Annotated in this window: 18 protein-coding genes; 9 read left to right on the forward strand and 9 right to left on the reverse strand. The window is 60.4% G+C overall.

Annotated elements, in window-relative coordinates; translation table 11 throughout:
• Positions 1-44: 44 nt before the first annotated feature.
• The 6 genes from HU811_RS09085 to HU811_RS09110 form a co-directional block, all read right to left on the reverse strand.
• The gene (locus tag HU811_RS09085) at positions 45-869 is read right to left on the reverse strand and encodes an ABC transporter permease (RefSeq protein WP_092400949.1); all 825 of its coding nucleotides are present in this window, start codon (positions 867-869) and stop codon (positions 45-47) included.
• Between the two features lie 12 nt (positions 870-881).
• Complete coding sequence (locus HU811_RS09090; protein ID WP_092400947.1) at positions 882-2,129, reverse strand: ABC transporter permease; 1,248 nt, start codon at positions 2,127-2,129, stop codon at positions 882-884.
• A gap of 153 nt (positions 2,130-2,282) precedes the next feature.
• Positions 2,283-3,326 carry an ABC transporter substrate-binding protein gene (locus HU811_RS09095; protein ID WP_092400944.1) on the reverse strand — a complete coding sequence of 348 codons (1,044 nt, stop codon included), beginning with the start codon at positions 3,324-3,326 and terminating at the stop codon, positions 2,283-2,285.
• A 49-nt stretch (positions 3,327-3,375) separates the two neighbouring features.
• On the reverse strand, positions 3,376-4,500 hold the full coding sequence (locus tag HU811_RS09100; protein ID WP_092400941.1) for an ABC transporter ATP-binding protein: 1,125 nt from the start codon (positions 4,498-4,500) through the stop codon (positions 3,376-3,378).
• A gap of 345 nt (positions 4,501-4,845) precedes the next feature.
• A complete protein-coding gene (locus HU811_RS09105; RefSeq protein ID WP_076383435.1) occupies positions 4,846-5,475 on the reverse strand; it encodes a response regulator in 630 nt (209 codons plus the stop codon).
• Between the two features lie 71 nt (positions 5,476-5,546).
• A complete protein-coding gene (locus tag HU811_RS09110; protein WP_186655380.1) occupies positions 5,547-7,943 on the reverse strand; it encodes a PAS domain-containing sensor histidine kinase in 2,397 nt (798 codons plus the stop codon).
• 74 nt (positions 7,944-8,017) lie between these two features.
• On the opposite strand from HU811_RS09110, the gene HU811_RS09115 reads away from it, so the two are divergent.
• Positions 8,018-9,013, forward strand: coding sequence for an alpha/beta hydrolase family protein (locus HU811_RS09115; protein WP_186655382.1), 996 nt, complete (start codon positions 8,018-8,020; stop codon positions 9,011-9,013).
• Positions 9,014-9,054: 41 nt separating this feature from the next.
• Here the strand turns inward: HU811_RS09115 and HU811_RS09120 are convergent, their stop codons facing one another.
• From HU811_RS09120 to HU811_RS09130, 3 genes are read right to left on the reverse strand one after another with little or no spacing between them, the layout of a single operon-like run.
• Positions 9,055-9,822, reverse strand: coding sequence for a TerB family tellurite resistance protein (locus HU811_RS09120; RefSeq protein ID WP_092400932.1), 768 nt, complete (start codon positions 9,820-9,822; stop codon positions 9,055-9,057).
• Position 9,823: 1 nt separating this feature from the next.
• Complete coding sequence (gene murU / locus HU811_RS09125; RefSeq protein ID WP_092400929.1) at positions 9,824-10,495, reverse strand: N-acetylmuramate alpha-1-phosphate uridylyltransferase MurU; 672 nt, start codon at positions 10,493-10,495, stop codon at positions 9,824-9,826.
• Entirely contained in the window at positions 10,492-11,517 is a 1,026-nt protein-coding gene (locus HU811_RS09130) for an aminoglycoside phosphotransferase family protein (protein WP_186655385.1), read from the reverse strand. Before HU811_RS09130 ends, murU begins: the two co-directional genes overlap by 4 nt.
• Before the next feature lie 130 nt (positions 11,518-11,647).
• Between HU811_RS09130 and HU811_RS09135 the strand changes: the two genes are divergently transcribed.
• From HU811_RS09135 to HU811_RS09170, 8 genes are all read left to right on the forward strand, one after another.
• Entirely contained in the window at positions 11,648-14,416 is a 2,769-nt protein-coding gene (locus HU811_RS09135) for an LPS-assembly protein LptD (RefSeq protein ID WP_186655388.1), read from the forward strand.
• On the forward strand, positions 14,397-15,713 hold the full coding sequence (gene surA / locus HU811_RS09140; protein WP_143071679.1) for a peptidylprolyl isomerase SurA: 1,317 nt from the start codon (positions 14,397-14,399) through the stop codon (positions 15,711-15,713). Before HU811_RS09135 ends, surA begins: the two co-directional genes overlap by 20 nt.
• Entirely contained in the window at positions 15,710-16,699 is a 990-nt protein-coding gene (gene pdxA / locus HU811_RS09145; protein WP_186655391.1) for a 4-hydroxythreonine-4-phosphate dehydrogenase PdxA, read from the forward strand. Before surA ends, pdxA begins: the two co-directional genes overlap by 4 nt.
• Positions 16,696-17,514, forward strand: coding sequence for a 16S rRNA (adenine(1518)-N(6)/adenine(1519)-N(6))-dimethyltransferase RsmA (gene rsmA, locus HU811_RS09150; protein ID WP_092400917.1), 819 nt, complete (start codon positions 16,696-16,698; stop codon positions 17,512-17,514). Before pdxA ends, rsmA begins: the two co-directional genes overlap by 4 nt.
• A gap of 108 nt (positions 17,515-17,622) precedes the next feature.
• Positions 17,623-18,003, forward strand: coding sequence for a Co2+/Mg2+ efflux facilitator ApaG/CorD (apaG, locus tag HU811_RS09155; protein WP_047228072.1), 381 nt, complete (start codon positions 17,623-17,625; stop codon positions 18,001-18,003).
• Positions 18,003-18,881, forward strand: coding sequence for a symmetrical bis(5'-nucleosyl)-tetraphosphatase (locus HU811_RS09160; RefSeq protein WP_186655394.1), 879 nt, complete (start codon positions 18,003-18,005; stop codon positions 18,879-18,881). The genes apaG and HU811_RS09160 overlap by 1 nt, the downstream gene beginning before the upstream one ends.
• Positions 18,882-18,914: 33 nt before the next feature.
• Positions 18,915-19,244, forward strand: a complete 330-nt coding sequence (gene glpE / locus HU811_RS09165; protein ID WP_092400911.1) for a thiosulfate sulfurtransferase GlpE — start codon at positions 18,915-18,917, stop codon at positions 19,242-19,244.
• A gap of 300 nt (positions 19,245-19,544) precedes the next feature.
• Positions 19,545-21,467 carry a PrkA family serine protein kinase gene (locus HU811_RS09170; RefSeq protein ID WP_047228075.1) on the forward strand — a complete coding sequence of 641 codons (1,923 nt, stop codon included), beginning with the start codon at positions 19,545-19,547 and terminating at the stop codon, positions 21,465-21,467.
• Positions 21,468-21,508 lie beyond the last annotated feature (41 nt).

Here is a 21,508-nt window from a genome sequence, read left to right on the forward strand (position 1 = left end):
CCTTCGCGAGCAAGCCCGCTCCCACATTGGTTTTGCGTTGGACCTCAGACTTGGGTGGTGCGCAGTTTCTCGCTACGCCCGCGCAACCACTCCAGAGTCAGCAACAGGATCACCGAGAAGGCGATCAGCAGCGTCGCGGCGGCGGCGATGGTGGGACTGAGGTTCTCGCGGATACCGCTGAACATCTGCCTTGGCAACGTTGCCTGCTCGGGACCGGCCAGGAACAGCGTCACCACCACCTCATCGAATGACGTCGCGAAGGCGAACAGTGCGCCGGAGATCACGCCCGGGGCGATCAACGGCAGGGTCACTCGACGAAACGCCGTCAAGGGTGAAGCTCCAAGGCTGGCGGCGGCCCGAACCAGGTTGTAGTTAAAGCCCTGCAGAGTCGCCGACACCGTGATGATGACGAACGGCACGCCCAGCACGGCATGGACCACGATCAGCGAGAAGAAACTGTTGCCCATCCCCAGCGGCGCGAAAAACAGGTAGCTGGCTACCCCGATGATCACCACCGGAACCACCATCGGCGAGATCACCAGGGCCATCACCAGCGCCTTGCCCGGAAAGTCGCCACGGGTCAGGCCAATAGCCGCCAGGGTGCCGAAGACCATCGCCAGAACCGTCGCCGCCGGGGCGACGATGACGCTGTTCCTCAGCGCCCGCATCCACTCCGCCGAAGCAAAGAAATCGTGGTACCACTGCAACGAAAAGCCTTGCAACGGGTACACCAGGAAGCTGCCGGAGTTGAACGACAATGGAATGATCACCAGCACCGGCAGAATCAGGAACAACAGGATCAGCCCGCAGAATATGCGCAAGCTGTAGAACCACACCCGCTCGACGGGGGACATGTAAGGACTCAGCATTTCGATCTCCCCTCAGCTCAGGCGCAGGCGACTGGCGCCCACCAACCAGTTGTAAATCAGATAAAGCACGACGGTTGCCAGCAACAACAACCCGCCAAGCGCCGTGGCCATACCCCAGTTGATGCTGGTGTTGGTGTAGAACGCGACGAAATAGCTGACCATCTGATCGCTCGGGCTGCCCAGCAGTGCCGGCGTGATGTAGTAGCCGATGGCGAGGATGAACACCAACAGGCAACCGGCGCCGACACCGGCATAGGTCTGCGGGAAATACACGCGCCAGAAACTGGCGAACGGATGGCAACCCAGGGAAATCGCCGCACGCATGTAAGTCGGAGAGATGCCTTTCATCACGCTGTAAATCGGCAGGATCATGAACGGCAGCAGGATATGGACCATGGAGATGTAGACACCGGCGCGGTTGAACACCAACTCCAGCGGCTTATCGATAATACCCATGGCCATCAGGCCACTGTTGATCAGCCCGCCCGATTGCAGCAGCACGATCCACGCCGCCACCCGCACCAGGATCGACGTCCAGAACGGCAACAGCACCAGAATCATCAGCAGGTTGCTTTGGCGCGACGGCAGGTTCGCCAGCAGGTAGGCCAACGGATAGGCCAGCACCAGGCAGATCGCGGTGATCACCAGACCCATCCAGAACGTACGGGCAAAAATATCCAGGTAGATCGCCTGGTCGGGGGTGGCCGGGGCCAGTTCACCCAGGTCATCGATGCGATGATCGACGGCCGCCAGCAGGTAATACGGGGTGACATCACTGGTGTTGCGGCGGATCACCTGCCAATACGCCGGATCGCCCCAGCGTTCGTCGAGGTTCTCCATCGCCTCTTTATAGGAGACCGGCTCAGTGGCGAACGGCAGCGCACGGGCGGTCTTGGTCAGCAGGCTGCGATAGCCGGCCAGTTCCATGTTCAGGCGCTTAGACAAATCGCCCAAGGTCTGATTCTTGCGGGCTTCGGCCAGGTCTTCGCTGGCGGCCTTGTACACCGGCTCGCCGGGCAACCCACGTCCGTCCCAGGCAGCGACCGCGGCGACGGTGCGCGGCATGCCGTTGACCACTTCCGGGTTGCTGACGCTTTTGAACAGCAGCGCCACGATCGGCACCAGGAACACCAGCAACAGAAACAGTACCAGCGGCGCGATCAAGGCCTGGGCCTTCCAGCGGTTGACCCGCTCGGCGCGCTTGAGCCGCTGCTTCAGGGTGGGGCTGGTGCCCGCGTTCAGTGGAACGGCGATGGCCATGGCGAACTCCGCAAATCTTTTTGATCGTTACAGAAGCGGCGTGCCGCTTCTGTTTAAGGTGAAACGCAAATCCTGTAGGAGCTGGCGCAGCCTGCGATCTTTTGAGGCCCTCATGAACACTGAAGATCAAAAGATCGCAGCCTTCGGCAGCTCCTACTTGGCCGCCCAGGAGTTGAAGCGCTGTTCCAGTTGCTCACCGTTGTCAGCCCAGAAGCTGACGTCGATCTGTACCTGGTTGGCGATGTTTTCCGGGGTGGTCGGCATGTCTTTCAAGACATCCTTGGACAACAGCGGTACAGCCTGGGTATTGGCCGGGCCGTAGGCGATGTTTTCCGAGTAGGTCTTTTGCTGCTGCGGTGCCACCGAGAAAGCGATGAATTTCTTCGCAGCTTCGGCGCGGGTCTTGTCCAGACCACGTGGAATTGCCCACGCGTCGAAGTCGTAGATGCCGCCGTTCCACACCACTTTCAGGTTGCTTTCCTTCTGCACCGCAGCGATCCGACCGTTGTAGGCCGAGCTCATGACCACGTCACCGGAAGCCAGGTACTGCGGCGGCTGGGCGCCTGCCTCCCACCATTGGATGTTCGGCTTGAGTTCGTCGAGCTTCTTGAAGGCACGATCCTGGCCATCTTTGCCGGCCAGCACTTTGTAGACATCTTTCGGCGCAACGCCGTCGGCCATCAAGGCAAATTCCAGGGTGTACTTGGCGCCTTTGCGCAGGCCACGCTTGCCTGGGAATTGCTTGGTGTCCCAGAAATCCGCCCAACTGGTCGGCGCGGTTTTCAGTTTGTCGGCGTTGTAGGCCAGCACGGTCGACCACACGAAGAAGCCCACGCCGCAAGGCTGGATGGCGCCCTTGACGTAGTCTTCGGCCTTGCCGAACAGAGCCGGGTCCAGTTGCTCGAACATGTCTTCGTCACAACCACGGGACAGCTCCGGAGACTCGACTTCCACCAGGTCCCACGAAACGCTCTTGGTGTCGACCATGGCCTTGACCTTGGCCATTTCACCGTTGTATTCGCCAGCGATGATCTTGCCGTTGCCGGCCGCTTCCCACGGTGCGTAAAAGGCTTTGGCCTGAGCCGCCTTGTTCGCCCCACCAAAAGACACCACAGTCAGGTCCGGGCCCGCCGCCATCGCGCTTGCCGCACCCATCATGCCCAGGGTCAGGGCTGTGAACTTCAGGGATCTCAACATTTATTGTTCTCTCCACGTGCAGGGTTGGTGTTGGTACAGCAGGGGGCGATCAATTCGCCTCTAGAAGGGGATCGAGCGCACGCACATGCTCGACTTGCCAGCCAAGCGGAACCACGTCCCCAACAGCGAGCCCGGGATCGAGTTCGGCAATCGGTTGTTTCACAAAGAAGTCGTTTTTGCCACAGACCTCCAGGCGAACCCGGACGTGGTCGCCCAGATAGATGAATTCCGCCACCCTCCCTGAGAAGCGGTTGACACATTGTTCGCTTGCGCCGTTGAGGCTCACCCGTTCCGGGCGGATCGACAGGGTCACCGGCTCGCCGGGTTTGCCGACGTTCACCGCCAGGGCCTCGACCTTTTCACCACGCCCCAGCTCTACCAGGCAACGATCACCGGTGTGGCTGTGCAAGCGGCCGTTGAGGCGATTGTTCTCGCCGATGAAGTTGGCGACGAAGGTGTTCTTTGGCTCTTCGTAGAGGGTGCGTGGCGGGGCAATCTGCTGGATTTCGCCCTGATGGAACACCGCTACGCGGTCGGACATGGTCAAGGCCTCGCCCTGGTCGTGAGTCACATAGACCACGGTGACACCGAGGCGCTGATGCAGATGCTTGATCTCCATCTGCATGTGCTCACGCAGTTGTTTGTCCAGGGCGCCAAGGGGTTCGTCCATCAGCACCAGTTGCGGTTCGAACACCAATGCCCGGGCCAGGGCCACGCGCTGTTGCTGGCCGCCGGACAACTGCGCCGGGTAGCGTTGGGCAAACGTGTCTAGCTGGACCATGCTCAAGACGCGCTTGACCCGATCACTCACGTCGCTTTTGTTCAAACCGCGCACGGTCAGCGGGAATGCCAGGTTCTCGGCAACGGTCATGTGCGGGAACAAAGCATAGTTCTGGAACACCATGCCGATGTCACGCTTGTGAGGCGGCACGTTGTTGATGGAGCGCCCGGCCAGCTGAATCTCCCCAGCGGTGGGGGTTTCAAAACCGGCGAGCATCATCAGGCTGGTGGTTTTGCCGGAACCGGACGGCCCGAGCAGCGTCAGGAATTCGCCTTTGCGAATGTCCAGGTTGAGGTCCTTGACGATCAGGTTCTCGCCGTCGTAGCTCTTTTGCACACCACGAAAGCTGACCAGCACATCACTGGCCCCCGCGCTTGAATCGACCTGGCTCATACCCGCACCTTTTGTATTGATGACTGCTTGTGAATCAAGCCTAGTGGAGCCTGGGGGCCGCGCAAATCGGGACGCAGGAGAGAATGGCCTCAGCCGGATGGAAGAGTCGGTGTAGGGATTTCCCTACAAGGATGGCGGGATTGGGTAAGAGCAGCGGCAAGTTATGAGCTGCAAGCCGCAAGCAGGGGTAGAAGCGGTGTTGGGGCGTGTCGTAAATGGATATGCCGGCGCACTGCCCCTGTGGGAGCGAGCCTGCTCGCGATGGCAGTGTGTCAGTCAACTACGATGCTGAATGGTCCAACTCTATCGCGAGCAGGCTCGCTCCCACAGGGGATTGTGGTGGGCTTAGAGCAATTTGTGCTCCATCGCGTACTTCACCAGTTCCGCCAAGGAAGTGATGTTGAGCTTCTGCATCAGTCGTGCTTTGTGAGTGCTGATGGTTTTGCTGCTCAGGGCCAGTTGCTGGGCGATGTCGTTGACGTTGGCCCCTTGGGCCAGGCGCTCGAAGACCGAAAACTCACGCTCGGACAGCAGCGAGTGCAGCGGTCGGCTGTCGGTCAGGCCCACTTCGAAAACCATGCGGTCGGCCAGTTCCGGGTCGATGTAACGTCCGCCGGCGGCGACCTTGCGAATCGCCATGAGCAGCAATGCCGGGTCGCTGTCCTTGGTCGCGTAACCCGCGGCACCGACCTTCAGCGCCCGCGCCGCCATTTGCGCCTCGTCGTGCATCGACAACACCAGGATGGCCGGCGGATTGTTCAACGCACGGATCCGCGGGATCGCCTCCAGGCCATTGACGCCCGGCATGGAGATATCCAGCAGCACCACCTCGCAGGGCACATGCCGTAGGGTCTCCAGCAATTGCTCGCCATTGCTCGCCTCCCCCACCACCACCAGATCCTTGGCCAGGCCAATCAACTGTTTAATGCCTTCACGGACGATGGTGTGGTCTTCGGCTACCAGTACACGGATCACGTTTTTCTCCAGATTCAGAATCTCATCGCGAGCCTGCTCGCGATGGCCTCAGGCAAGCCTAGCGAAAGCCATCAGGCCTCGGTCAACGGAACCCGCACCGCCAGGGTCGTACCCTCCCCCGGTTCACTTTCCAACGATAACTGACCGCCCATGATCAATACCCGCTCCCGCATGCCGACCAGACCAAAGGAGGTCGGTCGCCCCGTGGCGGGAACGAATCCTACACCGTCGTCACTCACCGTCAGACAGAGTTGGTCGTCTTCCTGGACCAGCGTCAGTTCTACAGTATGCGCCTGAGCATGGCGCATCACATTGGTCAGCGCTTCCTGGAGAATCCGAAACAGACCGATGGCCTTGGCGTCGCTCAAGGGCGGCAGATTGTCCGGCACCTGCACCAGGCAGGGAATCTGTGTGCGCGCCTCGAAACGCCGCGCCTGCCATTCAATGGCGGAGGCGATGCCGGCATCAAGGATCGGAGGTCGCAGCGCCGTCGCCACATCCCGCACCAACTGGAACAGTTGGGCAATCAGGCGCTTCATGCTGTTGAGCCGTTCTTGCAGACCCGGGTCGAGTTGCGCATAGGCCAGTTCGCACATGGACGTTTCCAGCTTCAAGACGGTCAACATCTGACCCAACTCGTCGTGGACCTCCCGAGCTATACGCGCCTTTTCCTCTTCCCGCACGCTCTCCAGGTGCGCCGACAATTCGCGCAGTTGTTCCCGGGAGCTGGCCAGTTCAAGTTCGATACGCTTGCTTTCGGTGATGTCCCAGACGATGCCGTCCCAAACGTAGGCGCCATCCTCGAGACGACGGGTAATGGCCTTGATCTCGGCCCAGCGTTCCCGGCCCTCGCGGGTCAGGATGCGGCCCTGCCACGACCAATCACTATCGCTGTCCAGCGCCTGATCCTGAGTGCGGTGGTAGCTGGCCTTGTCCTGTGGGTGGACGAGGCTGCGCAGGCCGGTGTCACTGCGAGCCAGGGTCGCGGGTGAATAGCCCACGAGGCTTTCGCTGCCTTCACTGATGTAGGCAAAGTCGATCTGCCCGGTCACCGGGGCGCGCTCCAGGCGAAAGACCAGGCCCGGGACGTTGGCGGCGATTCCCTGCAAGCGCGCCTCGCTTTCGCGCAGCGCCGCCAGCGCACGACGGCGCTCGGTGACGTCGTTTATGTAGACCACCAGGTATTCGGCATCGCGAAAACGCAGGAAGCTCAAGGAAACATCGGCCGGAAGAATACTTCCATCGGCCCGGACGCATTCGGTTTCGAAACTCTGTGGCCCCTCTTCGCTGGCCCGGGCGCGTTTCCACAGGTTCAGCCAGCGATCCATGTGCAGGCCCGGTTCGAAGTCGATCAAGGGACGTTCAATAATGCCGCCTGGCGCATAGCCCAACATGATTTCGGCGGCGCGGTTGGCATAACGTACATGGCTATCCCAATTGACCCAGAGAATGCCGACAGTGCTTTGATCGATGGAAAATTGCGTCAGGCGCAGGGCTTCCTCGCTGGCGGCCCGCTGGGCGATGTCATTTCGCGCATTGCGCAGGCGCCGCTCCAGCGCTCTTTGCTCGCGGCGCTGCCAGAACACGATGACCACGCAGCTCAGGAACAGGGCCAGCAGCAACAGAGTCAGGTTTTGCCAGAAACCCGGAGTGTCGGTCAGCCGCGGATATTTGGGCTTGAGCCAGCGACTGTGCAGTTGCTCAAGTTCCTTGGCCGAGATCGCCTGCAAACCGCTCTCGATGATGTCGGCCAACTCCGGCCAATCCCGGCGAGTGGCGACGCGCAACAGTTGCGGCAGGCCGATATCGCCTACAACCACCAACCCGGCGAATTCAGGCTCGACCATCAGTCGCCCCAGCTGCGCCTCATCGACCACCGCGTACCCGGCCTGTTGGCTCAACAACAGTTGCAGGGCCTGACGCTCCAACGGTACGCCTTGAAGATTCAAGGTCGGGTAATTGCTGCGCAAATAATCGGCCGTGGTACTGGGCATGCGCACCGCCACCCGCACTTGAGCATCGAGCTTTTCCAGTTCGACCCCTTCGGCGCCCTTCTTCTGACCCACGATCAATTGCGGCACGCGCATATAGGGGTCGGAGAACCGCCAGAGTCGCAACCCGGCCGGGGTCTGGGTCAGCCCTGGGGCAACATCCACCTCCCCGGAGCGCAACGCGGCTTCCAGTTGCGCCACGTCCTGGAAATTGCGCCAGGTCAGTTCGACATTCAACGCCTTGCCCAACCATTGCATCAGCTCGACATTGGTGCCGGACAGGCGCTGCAAGCGCCGGTCATATTGCGCGTACGGCGCCTGCAACACGAGGCCGACGCGCAGTTGCGGATGCTGGAGCAGCCATTGTCGCTGGCCCGCGTCCAGTTGCACCCCAGTTAGCGACGGTGCGGGCGCGGCCCACGCCATCAAGGGAAGCCATAAACAGCCGATAACCCACAGGCAGCAAAAACGCATCATTGAAGTCTCATGCACTGACAAATACTGACCAACCCATTAGGCTGCCGGAAATACTTCTGGTCATGGAATATCCGATGCCCTTTGTTTATCGCCTGGCACTGCCAGCATTGTGCCTGTCGCTGATGCTGCCGAGTGCCTTTTCTGTACAGGCTGAAGAACCGGCGCCCGCAGCGGCGGATCAAGCCACCGAGGAAAAACCGGTCGAACGTCCGCCTTTGCTCGAACGCAGCGAAGAAGAAGCGACAGCACTTGAACGGGAGATCCCGGCCCAGGAGCAACAACAGCTGCAAACCGGCAGCGACACCTTCCTGGCACTCTGGAAACCAGCCAACACCAGCGAACCCAAGGGCACGGTCATCATAGTCCCCGGCGCTGGCGAAACTGCTGACTGGCCTCAAGTGATTGGCCCGATGCGCAAAAAGTTACCGGATATCGAGTGGAGCAGCCTGAGTATCACCCTGCCGGACCTGCAAAGCGACGTCATCGCACCGCGCGTGGTAGAAACACCGCCCGAGACCAAACCGGCCGACGTGGCTGGCGCGGCACCGGATGCCACGACCGCAGCGCCGATTGAACAGGTGGCGGGCGGCGAGGCCGACGCGGTGGATCCGGTCGTTGCCCAAACCAGCGAGGATCACCTCCTGGCCGATGCCGACCGTATCTATACCCGCATCGATGCAGCGCTGGCCTACGCCGAACAGCAGGGCGCCCGCAGCATCGTTCTGCTGGGTCACGGCACCGGCGCCTATTGGGCGGCACGTTACCTGAATGAAAAACAGCCCTCGCAGATCGAGCGTTTCGTGATGGTCGCCGCCCAGACCCCGCTCGCAGTCAAGCCCGCCCTGGCCGAACTGACCCCCACCTTGAAACTGGCCACCGCCGACATCTTCTACATGGACAAACCGCAGGATCGCAATGCAGCGCTGGAGCGTTTACAGGCCAGTAAGCGTCTCAAAGGGTCGAGTTTCAGCCAGGTGTCGCTCAAAGCAGTGCCCAACTCATCGGCGCAGCAGGAACAGCTGTTTCGTCGGATTCGGGGTTGGCTCAACCCGCAGAAGCCGGGGGAGTGAGGCTTAGACAAGCCCCAACCCAGCCAGCGTTGTGATCCCTTCTAGCGAAAATCCCGGCGCTCGCGGATCAACCGATAGGCGTTGTGCAACTCCCGGGTTTTGTCGGTGGCGTCACGCACTTGCAATGGCGTCGCCCCGCTGCCGGCAATCTTGTCCGGGTGGTGACGGCTGAGCAGGCGGCGGTAAGCCCGCTTGATCTGCGACGGCTCGCTGGTGGCCGACACCCCCAGCAAGCGCAACGCCTCCTGGTAGGTCGCGCCGCTGTTGGGCAACGACGGTTTGTGTGGCTCGTAATCCACCGCCAGTGCCTGGACCTGTTGCGGCGTCCACCCCAGCCATTTGCCCCACTGGGCGAGCAACTCACGCTCGCTTGTGCCCGCGCGACCGTCCGCCCAAACCATCCGCCAACAGGCCCGCAGCACGCCTTCAGCTGCATGGGGCTGGGTCGCAAGGCGGCGCAAATAACCGCGCAGATGATCGTTTCCGGATTTGCCCCGGTTGAATGCGGCAACGGCCCGGCGTTGTGCCGGTTCGCTCAGGTCCAGCGCACGCATCTCCTGACGAGCCTGCTGGATGTGCCCATCGACCACTCGTCCGTCGCTCTTGGCCAGCCGGCCAAGCAATACAAACAGCAACTCATCGTTGCGTAATGCCGGACGACCACCCAAACGCTCGCGCACCTGCGCCCAGCCTTGCAGATTAAGTCGCCGATCCAGCGCCTGTCCTAACAACGCTCCCAGCATGGCCCCCGGAATGCTGGCTATGGCAAAGCCCGCCCCGGCTCCAATCAGAGTCCCTGGCCACCACATATCAACGGCTCGCTTCTATCAAGGTTTCAACCTGCGCCAAACGTTCATGAGTCCCCACATCCACCCAGTGTCCCTTCAGGTGCTCGCCGCTGACCTGACCCTCGGCCATGGCCTTGCGTAGCAGCGGTGCGAGTTTGAACGCGCCGTCCAGGCAGCCCTCGAACAACCGTGGATGCAAGACGGCAATGCCGCTGTAGGTCAGTTTGTCGGCAGCCGCCCCGCCATCATGAATCTGCCCGTCGGCCAGAATGAAATCGCCGCCCGGATGATGTTCGGGATTATCCACCAGCACCAAGTGCGCCAAGCCGTCCAGAGGTCGGCGCAAGGCGCTGAAATCGTAATCGGTCCAGATGTCGCCGTTGACCACCAGAAACGCTTCCTCGCCCAGTAACGGCAGGGCGCGGAAAATGCCACCGCCGGTTTCCAGCGGCTCACCTTCGGGTGAGAAATGAATGCTCACGCCAAAACGTGAACCGTCCCCGAGATAATCTTCGATTTGCTGACCGAGCCAGGCGTGATTGATCACAATGTCCTTGAACCCGGCCCGAACCAAGGCACGCAGATGGTATTCGATCAAGGGAACGCCGCCGGCACGAACCAGCGGCTTGGGCGTGGTGAGGGTCAAGGGCCGCATGCGCTCCCCTTTACCCGCCGCCAGGATCATCGCTTTCATGCCGTCGCTCCGGCCGACTGACGCAGGCTGGAGAGCAACTGATCCAGTTCCGCCAGTTCAGGGCGACGGGCAATGACCGCTTCTATATAGGCAAAGAAGCGCGGCACATCACCCAGGTAGCGCGGCTTGCCGTCGCGGTGGCAAATACGCGCGAAAATCCCGATGACCTTGAGATGGCGCTGCACGCCCATCAGGTCGCTGGCCCGCAGGAAATCCTCGAAGTCCGGCTGGACCGGGATGCCGAGCGCACCGGCCTGCTGCCAGTAATCCTCGAGCCAGCCACGCACGCGCTCCTCGGGCCAACTGAGAAAGGCATCCTTGAACAGACACGTGACGTCATAAGTCACCGGGCCATAAACCGCATCCTGAAAGTCCAGTACGCCGGGGTTCGGTTCGCTGAGCATCAGGTTGCGCGGCATGTAGTCGCGATGGACCAGCACTTTCGGCTGAGCCAGCGCGCTGTTGATCAGCAGGTCGCTGGCCTGTTGCCAGAGCGCTTGTTGAGCAGCATCCAATTCGATACCCAGCTCATGCTTGACGTACCACTCAGGAAACAGCTCCAGCTCCCGGCGCAGCAAAGCGACGTCGTAGCTGGGCAGTGGCGCGACCATCGGCAGTTGTTGGAAAGCCAACAGGGCCTGCAGGGCGTCACGGAATAATGCGTCGGCATTGTCGCCGCTGATCACGTCCAGATACGTCTGATTGCCCAGGTCATTGAGCAAGAGAAAACCGCGCTCGAGGTCTTCGGCATAAATTTTCGGCACGTTGATGCCGGATTTCGCCAACAAAAAAGCAATGTCCACGAAGGGTTTGCAGTTTTCCTGGGGCGGTGGCGCATCCATCACGATCAAACTGCGGCCCTCGCCTTCCCAGCGGAAATAACGACGGAAACTCGCGTCACTGCTGGCCGCAGTCAACGTAGCCGGGGGTACGGCGCCCCAGCCCTGCTGAACAAAAAGGATCGGCAGCTGCTCATCGAGCCAAACTTTCAGGTGTTGCAGGCGTACATCTTGGTCAGGCATTGCAAGGGTCTCCGACGGCGCTAGCCGTCAAGCGGGTCATGCTTTATTATCCAGCATCTTTTTCAGACCATCGAGAGGCGTGCGGCCCACACCGCGGGCAGATGGCACGCAGGAAGCCCGGACTAATAAGATGGCATTGAAATCCCCCGCGTTTCGTAAAAAATTTCCGTTGCTGGTCACCGGCAGTCTGCTGGCCCTGCAACCCTTGGCCTCTTCATTCGTCGTTGCGGCGCAGCAGTATGACTGCTCCGTCTCCGCTTCGGGTGCCTGGGACTGTTCGCCCAAGACGCCGGCTGCTGCATTGCCGCCACGTCCGGTGCATGACGGCAGTGCGGTTTCCGCCAGCGGCGAGGCTCCGGCCGACAGCGGCTCGGGCGAAGAAGCCGGCGACAAGCCCGTGCTCGTCACCGAAGCCAAAGGCCGCGGCCTGAAGTCTCGCAGTGCGGACTACAGTCACCTGGACTGGGTTCCACGGGAGAACCTCACCCCTGCCCAATTGGCCGAAACCGGTCCTTATTGCGCCGGTGCCTATATCGAGCCCGTTCGTCCTGGCATGAATGACAAGACCGACAAAAGCGACGCTCCGACCTTCCTCGGCGCCAAGGCGTCGCGCTACCAGCAGGAAGAACAGGTGGCAACGCTGGCCGGCGACGTGGTCATGCGTCAAGGCAGCATGCAGGTCGAGGCCGACGAGGCCAACCTGTACCAGGCTGAAAACCGCGGCGAGCTGAGCGGCAACGTGCGAGTTCGCGACAACGGTGCGCTGATCGTCGGCGACCACGCCGATGTGCAGTTGGACACTGGCGAAGCCAAGGTCGACAACGCCGAATACGTGATGCATAAGTCGCGCATCCGCGGTAACGCGCTGTACGCCAAGCGTGCTGAAAACGCGATCATCCGCCTCAAGGATGGTACGTACACCACGTGTGAGCCAGGCAGCAACGCCTGGACACTCAAGGGCAACAACATCACCCTGAACCCGGCTACCGGCTTCGGCACCGCCACCAACGTGACGCTGCGGGTCAAGGACTTCCCGGTCCTGTATACCCCGTACATCTATTTCCCGATCGATGACCGTCGCCAGTCCGGCTTCCTGCCGCCGACCATCGGCACCGGCAGCGATACCGGCTTTTTGCTGGTCACTCCGTATTACTTCAACCTGGCACCCAACTACGATGCCACGTTGTACCCGCGCTACATGAGCAAGCGCGGCCTGTTGATGGAAGGCGAGTTCCGCTACCTGACCAAGTCCAGCGAAGGTCAGTTCGGTGCGGCGTACCTCAACGACGAAAACGATGATCGCAGCGGCCAGTCCGACTACGACAAGACCCGCTACATGTACAACTGGCAGCATAAGGGCGGGCTCGACTCGCGCGTGCTGACGGAAGTCGACTACACCAAGATCAGCGACCCTTATTACTTCCAGGATCTGGCGAGCGATCAGATTGGTGTCGAGTCCAATGACTACGTAAACCAGCAGGGTGCCGTCAGCTATCGAGGTGACAACTACGTTGCACGGCTGAATGCCCAGGCTTATCAGATGGCGACGATTTCGAAGATCACGCCGTATAACCGCCTGCCGCAGATCACCTTCAATGGCACCCTTCCCCAACAGCCGTATGGTCTGGATTTCGCCTACAAGACGGAACTGGTGCGGTTTGATCGGGATTTGCGGACCGGTAACTATACCGATGAGGACGGCAACACCGAGCGGTGGTTGGACGAGAACGTCAGTGGTTTGGCTCGGGCGAACGGCAATCGCCTGAACCTGGCGCCAGTTGTGAGCCTACCGATGGAGGCAAGCTATGGCTTCATCAAACCATCGCTTAAATATCAGTACACCCAGTACGATCTGGATCTGGACTCTAAGGGCAAGACTGCCGTCGGAAACAGCTACGACAGCACCCCGAGCCGCGGCGTTCCAATCGCCAGCATCGACAGCGGCCTGTACTTCGACCGAGACACCCAGTGGTTTGGCAGTAATTACCGTCAAACCCTGGAACCGCGACTGTTCTACCTCTATGTGCCTGAGAAAGATCAGAGCGACATCCCGGTTTTCGACACCGGCGAATCCACTTTCAGCTACTCCTCGCTGTTCCGGGACAACCGCTTCTCCGGCTCCGACCGTGTCGGCGACGAGAACAAACTGTCCCTGGGCGTGACCAGCCGCTGGATCCAGGAAAACGGTTTCGAGCGCCAGCGCGTCAGCGTCGGCCAGGCCTTTTACTTCAAGGACCGCGAAGTCCAACTGCCAGGCATCGACTTCAACACGCGTGAAGATGCCAAGTCGGACGTATCGCCATACGCACTGGAATACGAATTCCGCTGGAACCGCGATTGGCGCACCACGGCCACCTACAACTGGGACCCGGACACTCGCAGCCCTCGCTCGGGCAGCGCGATGTTCCATTACCAGCCGGAAGACAACCCGAACAAGGTCATCAACGCCGGTTACCGCTACCGCAACGACCAGGTGCGCTACGACCAGACTACTGGCCAATGGTCCGTGGGTGGCGGCGACTATGGAACTCCGGGCACTCCGGGCTACGTGAAGGACTACTACAAGATCCAGCAGCACGACTTCTCGGTCATCTGGCCAGTCGTGCCGCAGTGGAATCTCATCAGCCGCTGGCAGTATGACTACAACCGCAACCGTACCCTGGAAGCCTTCGGTGGTTTCGAATACGACAACTGCTGCTGGAAACTGCGCCTGATCAACCGTTACTGGGTCGACTATGAAGAGTTCAGTCAAGCCGCCCCGGAAAACGAGAAGGGCGACCACGGCATCTTCCTCCAAATTGTCCTGAAGGGACTCGGCGGCCTCACCGGCGCCAAGGTAGAGAGCTTCCTCGACAAAGGCATCCAAGGTTATCGTGAACGTGAAGACCAAGCTTTCTGATTGTCTGCGCCCGCTGATGCTGGGCGCGCTGTTCCTGGGTACTGCGGCCAACGCCGCGGTACAGCCCATCGACAAAGTGGTGGCTATCGTCGACAACGACGTGGTCATGCAGAGCCAGCTGGACCAGCGCGTCCATGAAGTGCAGCAGACCATCGCCAAGCGCGGTGGTGGCCTGCCCCCTCCGGGCGTATTGGATCAACAAGTGCTCGAACGCCTGATCGTCGAAAACCTGCAATTGCAGATTGGCGAACGCTCGGGCATCCGCATCACTGATGAAGAATTGAACCAGGCCGTCGGCACCATTGCCCAGCGCAACAACATGACCGTCGACCAGTTCCGCGCTGCCCTGGCTCGCGACGGCCTCTCTTACGAGGACGCTCGCGATCAGATCCGCCGCGAGATGATCATCAGCCGTGTGCGCCAGCGTCGTGTGGCCGAGCGCATCCAGGTGTCCGAGCAGGAAGTGAAAAACTTTCTCGCCTCCGATCTGGGCAAGATGCAGCTTTCCGAGGAACTGCACCTGGCGAACATCCTGGTTCCTACCCCGGAAAGCGCCAACTCCGAAGCCATCCAGAATGCTTACCGTCAGGCGATGGACATCTACCAGCAACTCAAGCAAGGCGCCGACTTCGGTCAGATGGCCATTGCCAGGTCTGGCAGTGACAACGCCCTGGAAGGTGGTGACATGGGCTGGCGCAAGGCCGCCCAATTGCCCCCGCCGTTCGATCGCGAACTGAGCAGCATGGCCGTGGGTGACATCACCCAACCAGCCCGCACGCCCGGCGGTTTCATCATTCTCAAGCTGTTGGAAAAGCGCGGTGGTGGTGCTCAGGTGCGTGACGAAGTGCATGTTCGTCATATCCTGATCAAGCCAAGCGAGATCCGCAGCGAAGCCGAGACCAAGCGTCTGGCGGAAAAGCTTTATGAGCGCATCGAGGCGGGTGAAGATTTCGCCGAGCTGGCCAAGAGCTTCTCCGAAGACCCGGGTTCAGCCCTCAACGGCGGCGACCTGAACTGGGTTGACCCGAACGCACTGGTACCCGAGTTCCGCCAGGTGATGGCCGAAACACCACAAGGCCAGCTGTCCAAGCCGTTCAAGAGCCCTTATGGCTGGCACGTACTGGAAGTCCTTGGCCGCCGCGCCACAGACAGCACCACCCAGGCTCGCGAACAACAGGCGATGACAGTGCTGCGCAACCGCAAGTACGACGAAGAGCTGCAAACCTGGCTGCGTCAGATCCGCGACGAAGCCTACGTCGAAATCAAACTCCCTGGTGCAGACCAGGCAGCGCAGTGAAACCCAAGCGTTTCGCGCTGACACCCGGCGAGCCTGCCGGCATCGGTCCCGACCTGTGCCTGCTGCTCGCCTCGCAACCCCAGCCACATCCCTTGATAGCCATCACCAGCCGCGACCTGCTCCTTGAGCGGGCTGCGCAGCTGGGGGTGGTCGTCGACCTGCTGCCAGTGATACCGGGGGCCTGGCCGGATGTCCCGGCACCCGCCAATAGCCTGTATGTCTGGGATACGCCACTGGGCGCCCCGGTGGTTACCGGGCAACTGGACAAGACCAACGCGGCATTCGTCCTGCAAACCCTGACCCGCGCTGGCCAGGGCTGCCTGGACGGGAGTTTCGCCGGCATGATCACCGCTCCGGTGCACAAGGGTGTGATCAACGAATCCGGGATTGCCTTTTCCGGGCATACCGAATTCCTGGCGGACCTGACCCACACCACGCAGGTGGTCATGATGCTCGCCACCCGTGGCCTGCGCGTGGCATTGGTGACCACGCACCTGCCCTTGCGGGACGTCGCCGACGCCATCACCCCGCAACGCCTGGAGCGGGTCACGCGGATATTGCACGCCGACCTGCAGGAAAAGTTCGGCATCGCCCAGCCCCGTATCCTGGTCTGCGGGCTCAACCCCCATGCCGGTGAAGGCGGACATCTGGGCCATGAAGAAATCGACACCATAGAACCCACCTTGGAGCGCTTGCGCAGCGAGGGCATGGACCTGCGTGGCCCGCTGCCTGCCGACACTCTCTTTACCCCCAAATATCTGGAGCACTGCGATGCGGTGCTGGCGATGTACCACGATCAGGGCCTGCCCGTACTGAAGTACAAAGGCTTCGGCGCGGCAGTCAACGTAACCCTGGGCCTGCCGATCATCCGCACATCGGTGGACCATGGCACCGCCCTGGACCTGGCCGGCAGTGGCAGGATCGATACCGGCAGCCTGCAGGTCGCCTTGGAAACCGCCTACCAGATGGCCGAGACCCATTTATGACCGAGCAATACCAACACCGCGCGCGCAAGCGCTTCGGCCAGAACTTCCTGCACGATGCTGGCGTAATCGATCGCATCCTGCGCTCCATCAATGCCAAACCCGACGATCGCCTGCTGGAGATTGGCCCGGGCCAGGGCGCGCTGACCGAAGGCCTGCTCGGCAGCGGTGCGCAACTGGATGTGGTAGAACTGGACAAGGACCTGATCCCGATCCTCAACCAGCAGTTCGCTGGCATGAGCAATTTCAACCTGCATCAGGGCGACGCGCTGAAGTTCGACTTCAATAGCCTGGAGGCTGCGCCCAATAGCCTGCGGGTCGTGGGGAATCTGCCGTACAACATCTCCACGCCACTGATCTTTCATTTGCTGAGCAACGCTGGCCTGATCCGCGACATGCACTTCATGTTGCAAAAAGAGGTGGTCGAACGGCTGGCTGCCGGCCCTGGCGGCGGTGACTGGGGTCGCCTGTCGATCATGGTTCAGTACCATTGCCGGGTCGAACATCTGTTCAATGTAGGCCCTGGGGCATTCAACCCGCCACCGAAAGTCGACTCGGCCATCGTCCGCCTGGTACCCCATGCCGTCCTGCCGCACCCGGCCAAGGATCATCGCCTGCTGGAGCGCGTCGTACGCGAAGCTTTCAATCAGCGTCGCAAAACCCTGCGCAACACCCTGAAATTATTGCTCAGCAGCGCCGAAATCGAAGCCGCCGGCGTTGACGGCAGCCTGCGTCCCGAGCAATTGGACCTGGCGGCGTTCGTGCGCCTGGCCGACAAGCTCAGCGAACAGGCAGCGCCCAAAGCCGACGCCATCTGACAAGCTCATCGCTATCGGGTAGGACGTCTGGTCTACTACCCGATACATGGCCTAGACTGATCTTCTCAGCTACGCCCGCGTCCCGCTTCGCTTTTAAGGCCTTTTTGCATGTCCGATCTTCGTTATCAGGTCGACGTCAGCGTCGCCACCCGCTTTCTGGCAGAACAGTCGCAACCCGAGCACAACCGTTTCGCCTTCGCCTATACCATTACCGTGAGCAACAACGGCTCATTGCCAGCCCGGCTGCTATCACGCCACTGGGTCATCACCGACGGCGATGGTCATGTTGAACATGTGCGGGGCGAGGGGGTGGTCGGTCAGCAACCGCTGATCGACGCTGGAAAAAGCCACAGCTACAGCAGTGGGACGGTGATGACGACCAAGGTCGGCACCATGCAGGGCACGTACCAGATGCTGGCGGAGGACGGCACGCGTTTCGACGCGATCATCAAGCCGTTTCGCCTGGCGGTGCCCGGAGCCTTGCACTGATGGCGACGTATGCGGTCGGCGATCTGCAAGGTTGCCTGGACCCGCTCAAATGCCTGCTGGAACGGGTCGCCTTCGACCCACAGAAAGACACGCTGTGGCTGGTGGGCGATCTGGTCAATCGGGGCCCACAATCGCTTGAGACCTTGCGCTTTCTCTACAACATCCGCGATTCGCTGGTCTGCGTGCTCGGCAATCACGACCTGCACCTGCTGGCCGCCTGGCAGAACATCGAGCGCCTGAAAAAATCCGATACCTTGAGCGAAATCCTCGATGCCCCCGATTGCGTCGAGCTGCTGGAATGGCTGCGCCTGCAAAAGCTGATGCACTACGACGAGCAGCGCAACCTAGCGCTGGTGCACGCCGGCATCCCACCCCAATGGTCCTTGCGCAAGGCGCTCAAGTGCGCCGGCGAAGTCGAACAAGCGCTGCGCGACGACAACCTGTTCGGCCCCTACCTGGATGGCATGTACGGCAATGAACCGGTCAAATGGGACAACGATCTCACCGGCACCGCCCGTCTGCGAGTCATCACCAATTATTTCACCCGCATGCGCTTCTGCACCCGCGACGGTAAGCTGGACCTCAAGGGCAAGGAAGGCATCGAGACCGCGCCACCTGGTTACGCCCCCTGGTTCAAACACAAAGAGCGCAAGACCCGTAATCTGAAGATCATTTTCGGGCACTGGGCGGCACTGGAAGGCCAATCCGACGAACCTGGGGTTTTCGCCCTCGACACCGGATGCGTATGGGGTAGCGCGATGACCCTGATGAACGTCGACTCGGGCGAGCAACTGCGTTGCGAGTGTGACGAACAGGGTCACGCCAAATCCCTTCATCATCCGACCATTGCATCAGTAACGGCCGCTACCATCGTTTGATCGGTGCCGCGCGTCAGGCTACAGGAGTCCCTAATGACCGCTTTTAAACGCATCCCCCCAGAGCAGGCCCAGGCCCTGCGTGAAACAGGCGCGGTTGTCGTCGACGTTCGTGATCCGGCCACATTCGCTGCCCTGCACATCAGCGGCTCGACCCATCTGGATAACCACTCCCTCTCTGATTTCATCCGCAATGCGGACCTCGACGCCCCCGTGGTGGTGGTCTGTTATCACGGCAATTCCAGCCAGAGCGCGGCCGCTTACCTGGTCAGCCAAGGCTTCTCCGATGTCTATAGCCTGGATGGCGGTTTTGAGCGGTGGCGCACGATTTACCCTGAAGAAACAGCCCCAGGTAACCCGGAATAATTTTTATGACGCCCAAGCCCACGTGAACCGCGGGTTTGGGTGATGGCGGACGAACGGTCTGCCACAACTAATTACGCATTCAACCTTTACCTCTCCGATTCCGAACTATCCTTAGCCTCAGGCCATCCAAAACAGGGGAGAGCCGGTACACCGGCGCGCGGGTTCATCGGGAGACAGCTTTCAGGAGACGGCATTTCTGAAAGCATTCTGGGGGGGTAAACGGCAGCTGGGTTCCCAGCGGCCGACCAGCATCGACTGATTGATCCGACACCGGCTCCACGTATCGAGCGAGGTGACGTCATGAGCATTTTTAGCCACTTCCAGCAACGTTTCGAGTCCACGCGGCAGGAGGAATACTCGCTGCAGGAATACCTCGATCTCTGCAAGCAGGACCGCAGCGCCTACGCATCGGCTGCGGAACGCCTGTTGCTGGCAATCGGAGAACCGGAACTGCTGGATACCTCGGCCAATTCGAGGCTTTCGCGGATCTTTTCCAACAAGGTGATTCGCCGCTATCCGACCTTCCAGGACTTCCATGGCATGGAAGAGTGCATCGACCAGATCGTGTCCTATTTCCGCCACGCCGCTCAGGGTCTGGAAGAAAAGAAACAGATCCTGTACCTGCTGGGTCCCGTCGGCGGCGGTAAATCGTCCCTGGCCGAGAAGCTCAAGGAACTGATCGAAAAGGTGCCCTTCTACGCCATCAAGGGTTCTCCAGTATTCGAATCCCCCCTGGGGCTGTTCAACGCTACCGAAGATGGCGCGATTCTGGAGGAAGACTTCGGTATTCCGCGCCGCTACCTCAATACCATCATGTCGCCATGGGCCACCAAGCGTCTGGCCGAGTTCGGCGGTGACATCAGCCAGTTCCGGGTGGTCAAGCTCTACCCTTCGATCCTCAACCAGATCGCGGTGGCCAAGACCGAACCGGGGGATGAAAACAACCAGGACATTTCCGCCCTCGTGGGTAAGGTCGATATCCGCAAGCTGGAGGAGTTTCCTCAAAACGACGCCGACGCCTACAGCTATTCGGGTGCGCTGTGCCGGGCCAACCAAGGCCTGATGGAATTCGTCGAAATGTTCAAGGCGCCCATCAAAGTGCTGCACCCCCTGCTGACCGCAACCCAGGAAGGCAACTACAACAGCACTGAAGGGCTGGGGGCGATTCCGTTCAGCGGCATTCTGCTGGCGCACTCCAACGAATCGGAATGGCACACCTTCCGCAACAACAAGAACAACGAAGCCTTCATCGACCGGATCTACATCGTCAAGGTGCCCTACTGCCTGCGAGTCACCGACGAGGTCAAGATCTACGACAAGCTGCTGTTCAACAGCTCCTTGTCCAAGGCCCACTGCGCCCCCGACACACTGAAGATGCTTGCCCAGTTCACTGTGCTGTCGCGCCTGAAGGAGCCGGAAAACTCCAACATCTATTCGAAGATGCGCGTCTACGACGGTGAGAATCTCAAGGACACCGATCCTAAGGCCAAGTCGATCCAGGAATACCGCGACAACGCGGGGGTCGATGAAGGGATGAATGGTCTGTCCACACGTTTTGCCTTCAAGATCCTGTCCAAGGTTTTCAACTTCGATCCACACGAAATCGCAGCCAACCCGGTTCACCTGCTGTATGTATTGGAACAGCAGATCGAGCAGGAACAGTTCCAGGCGGAAACTCGCGAGCGTTACCTGCGTTTCCTGAAGGAGTATCTGGCTCCGCGTTATATCGAGTTCATCGGCAAGGAAATCCAGACCGCGTACCTGGAGTCCTACAGCGAATATGGGCAGAACATCTTCGATCGCTACGTGCTTTACGCAGACTTCTGGATCCAGGATCAGGAATACCGCGATCCGGAAACCGGCGAAATCCTCAACCGCGTGGCGCTGAACGAGGAACTGGAAAAAATCGAGAAACCGGCCGGGATCAGCAATCCCAAGGATTTCCGCAACGAAATCGTCAACTTTGTCTTGCGGGCCCGGGCCAACAACAACGGCAAGAACCCAACCTGGCTCAGCTACGAAAAGCTGCGGGTGGTCATCGAGAAAAAAATGTTCTCCAACACCGAAGACCTGTTGCCGGTCATCAGCTTCAACGCCAAGGCCAGCAAGGAGGACCAGCAAAAACACAACGACTTCGTCACACGCATGGTCGAACGTGGCTACACCGACAAACAGGTACGCCTGCTCTCCGAGTGGTACCTGCGGGTCCGGAAATCGCAGTGAGGCAGTAGCAAGCTACAAGCTACAAGCTGCAAGAAAAAAAG

This window comes from Pseudomonas tehranensis (genome assembly GCF_014268615.1).
GTDB classification, from domain to species: Bacteria; Pseudomonadota; Gammaproteobacteria; order Pseudomonadales; family Pseudomonadaceae; genus Aquipseudomonas; species Aquipseudomonas tehranensis.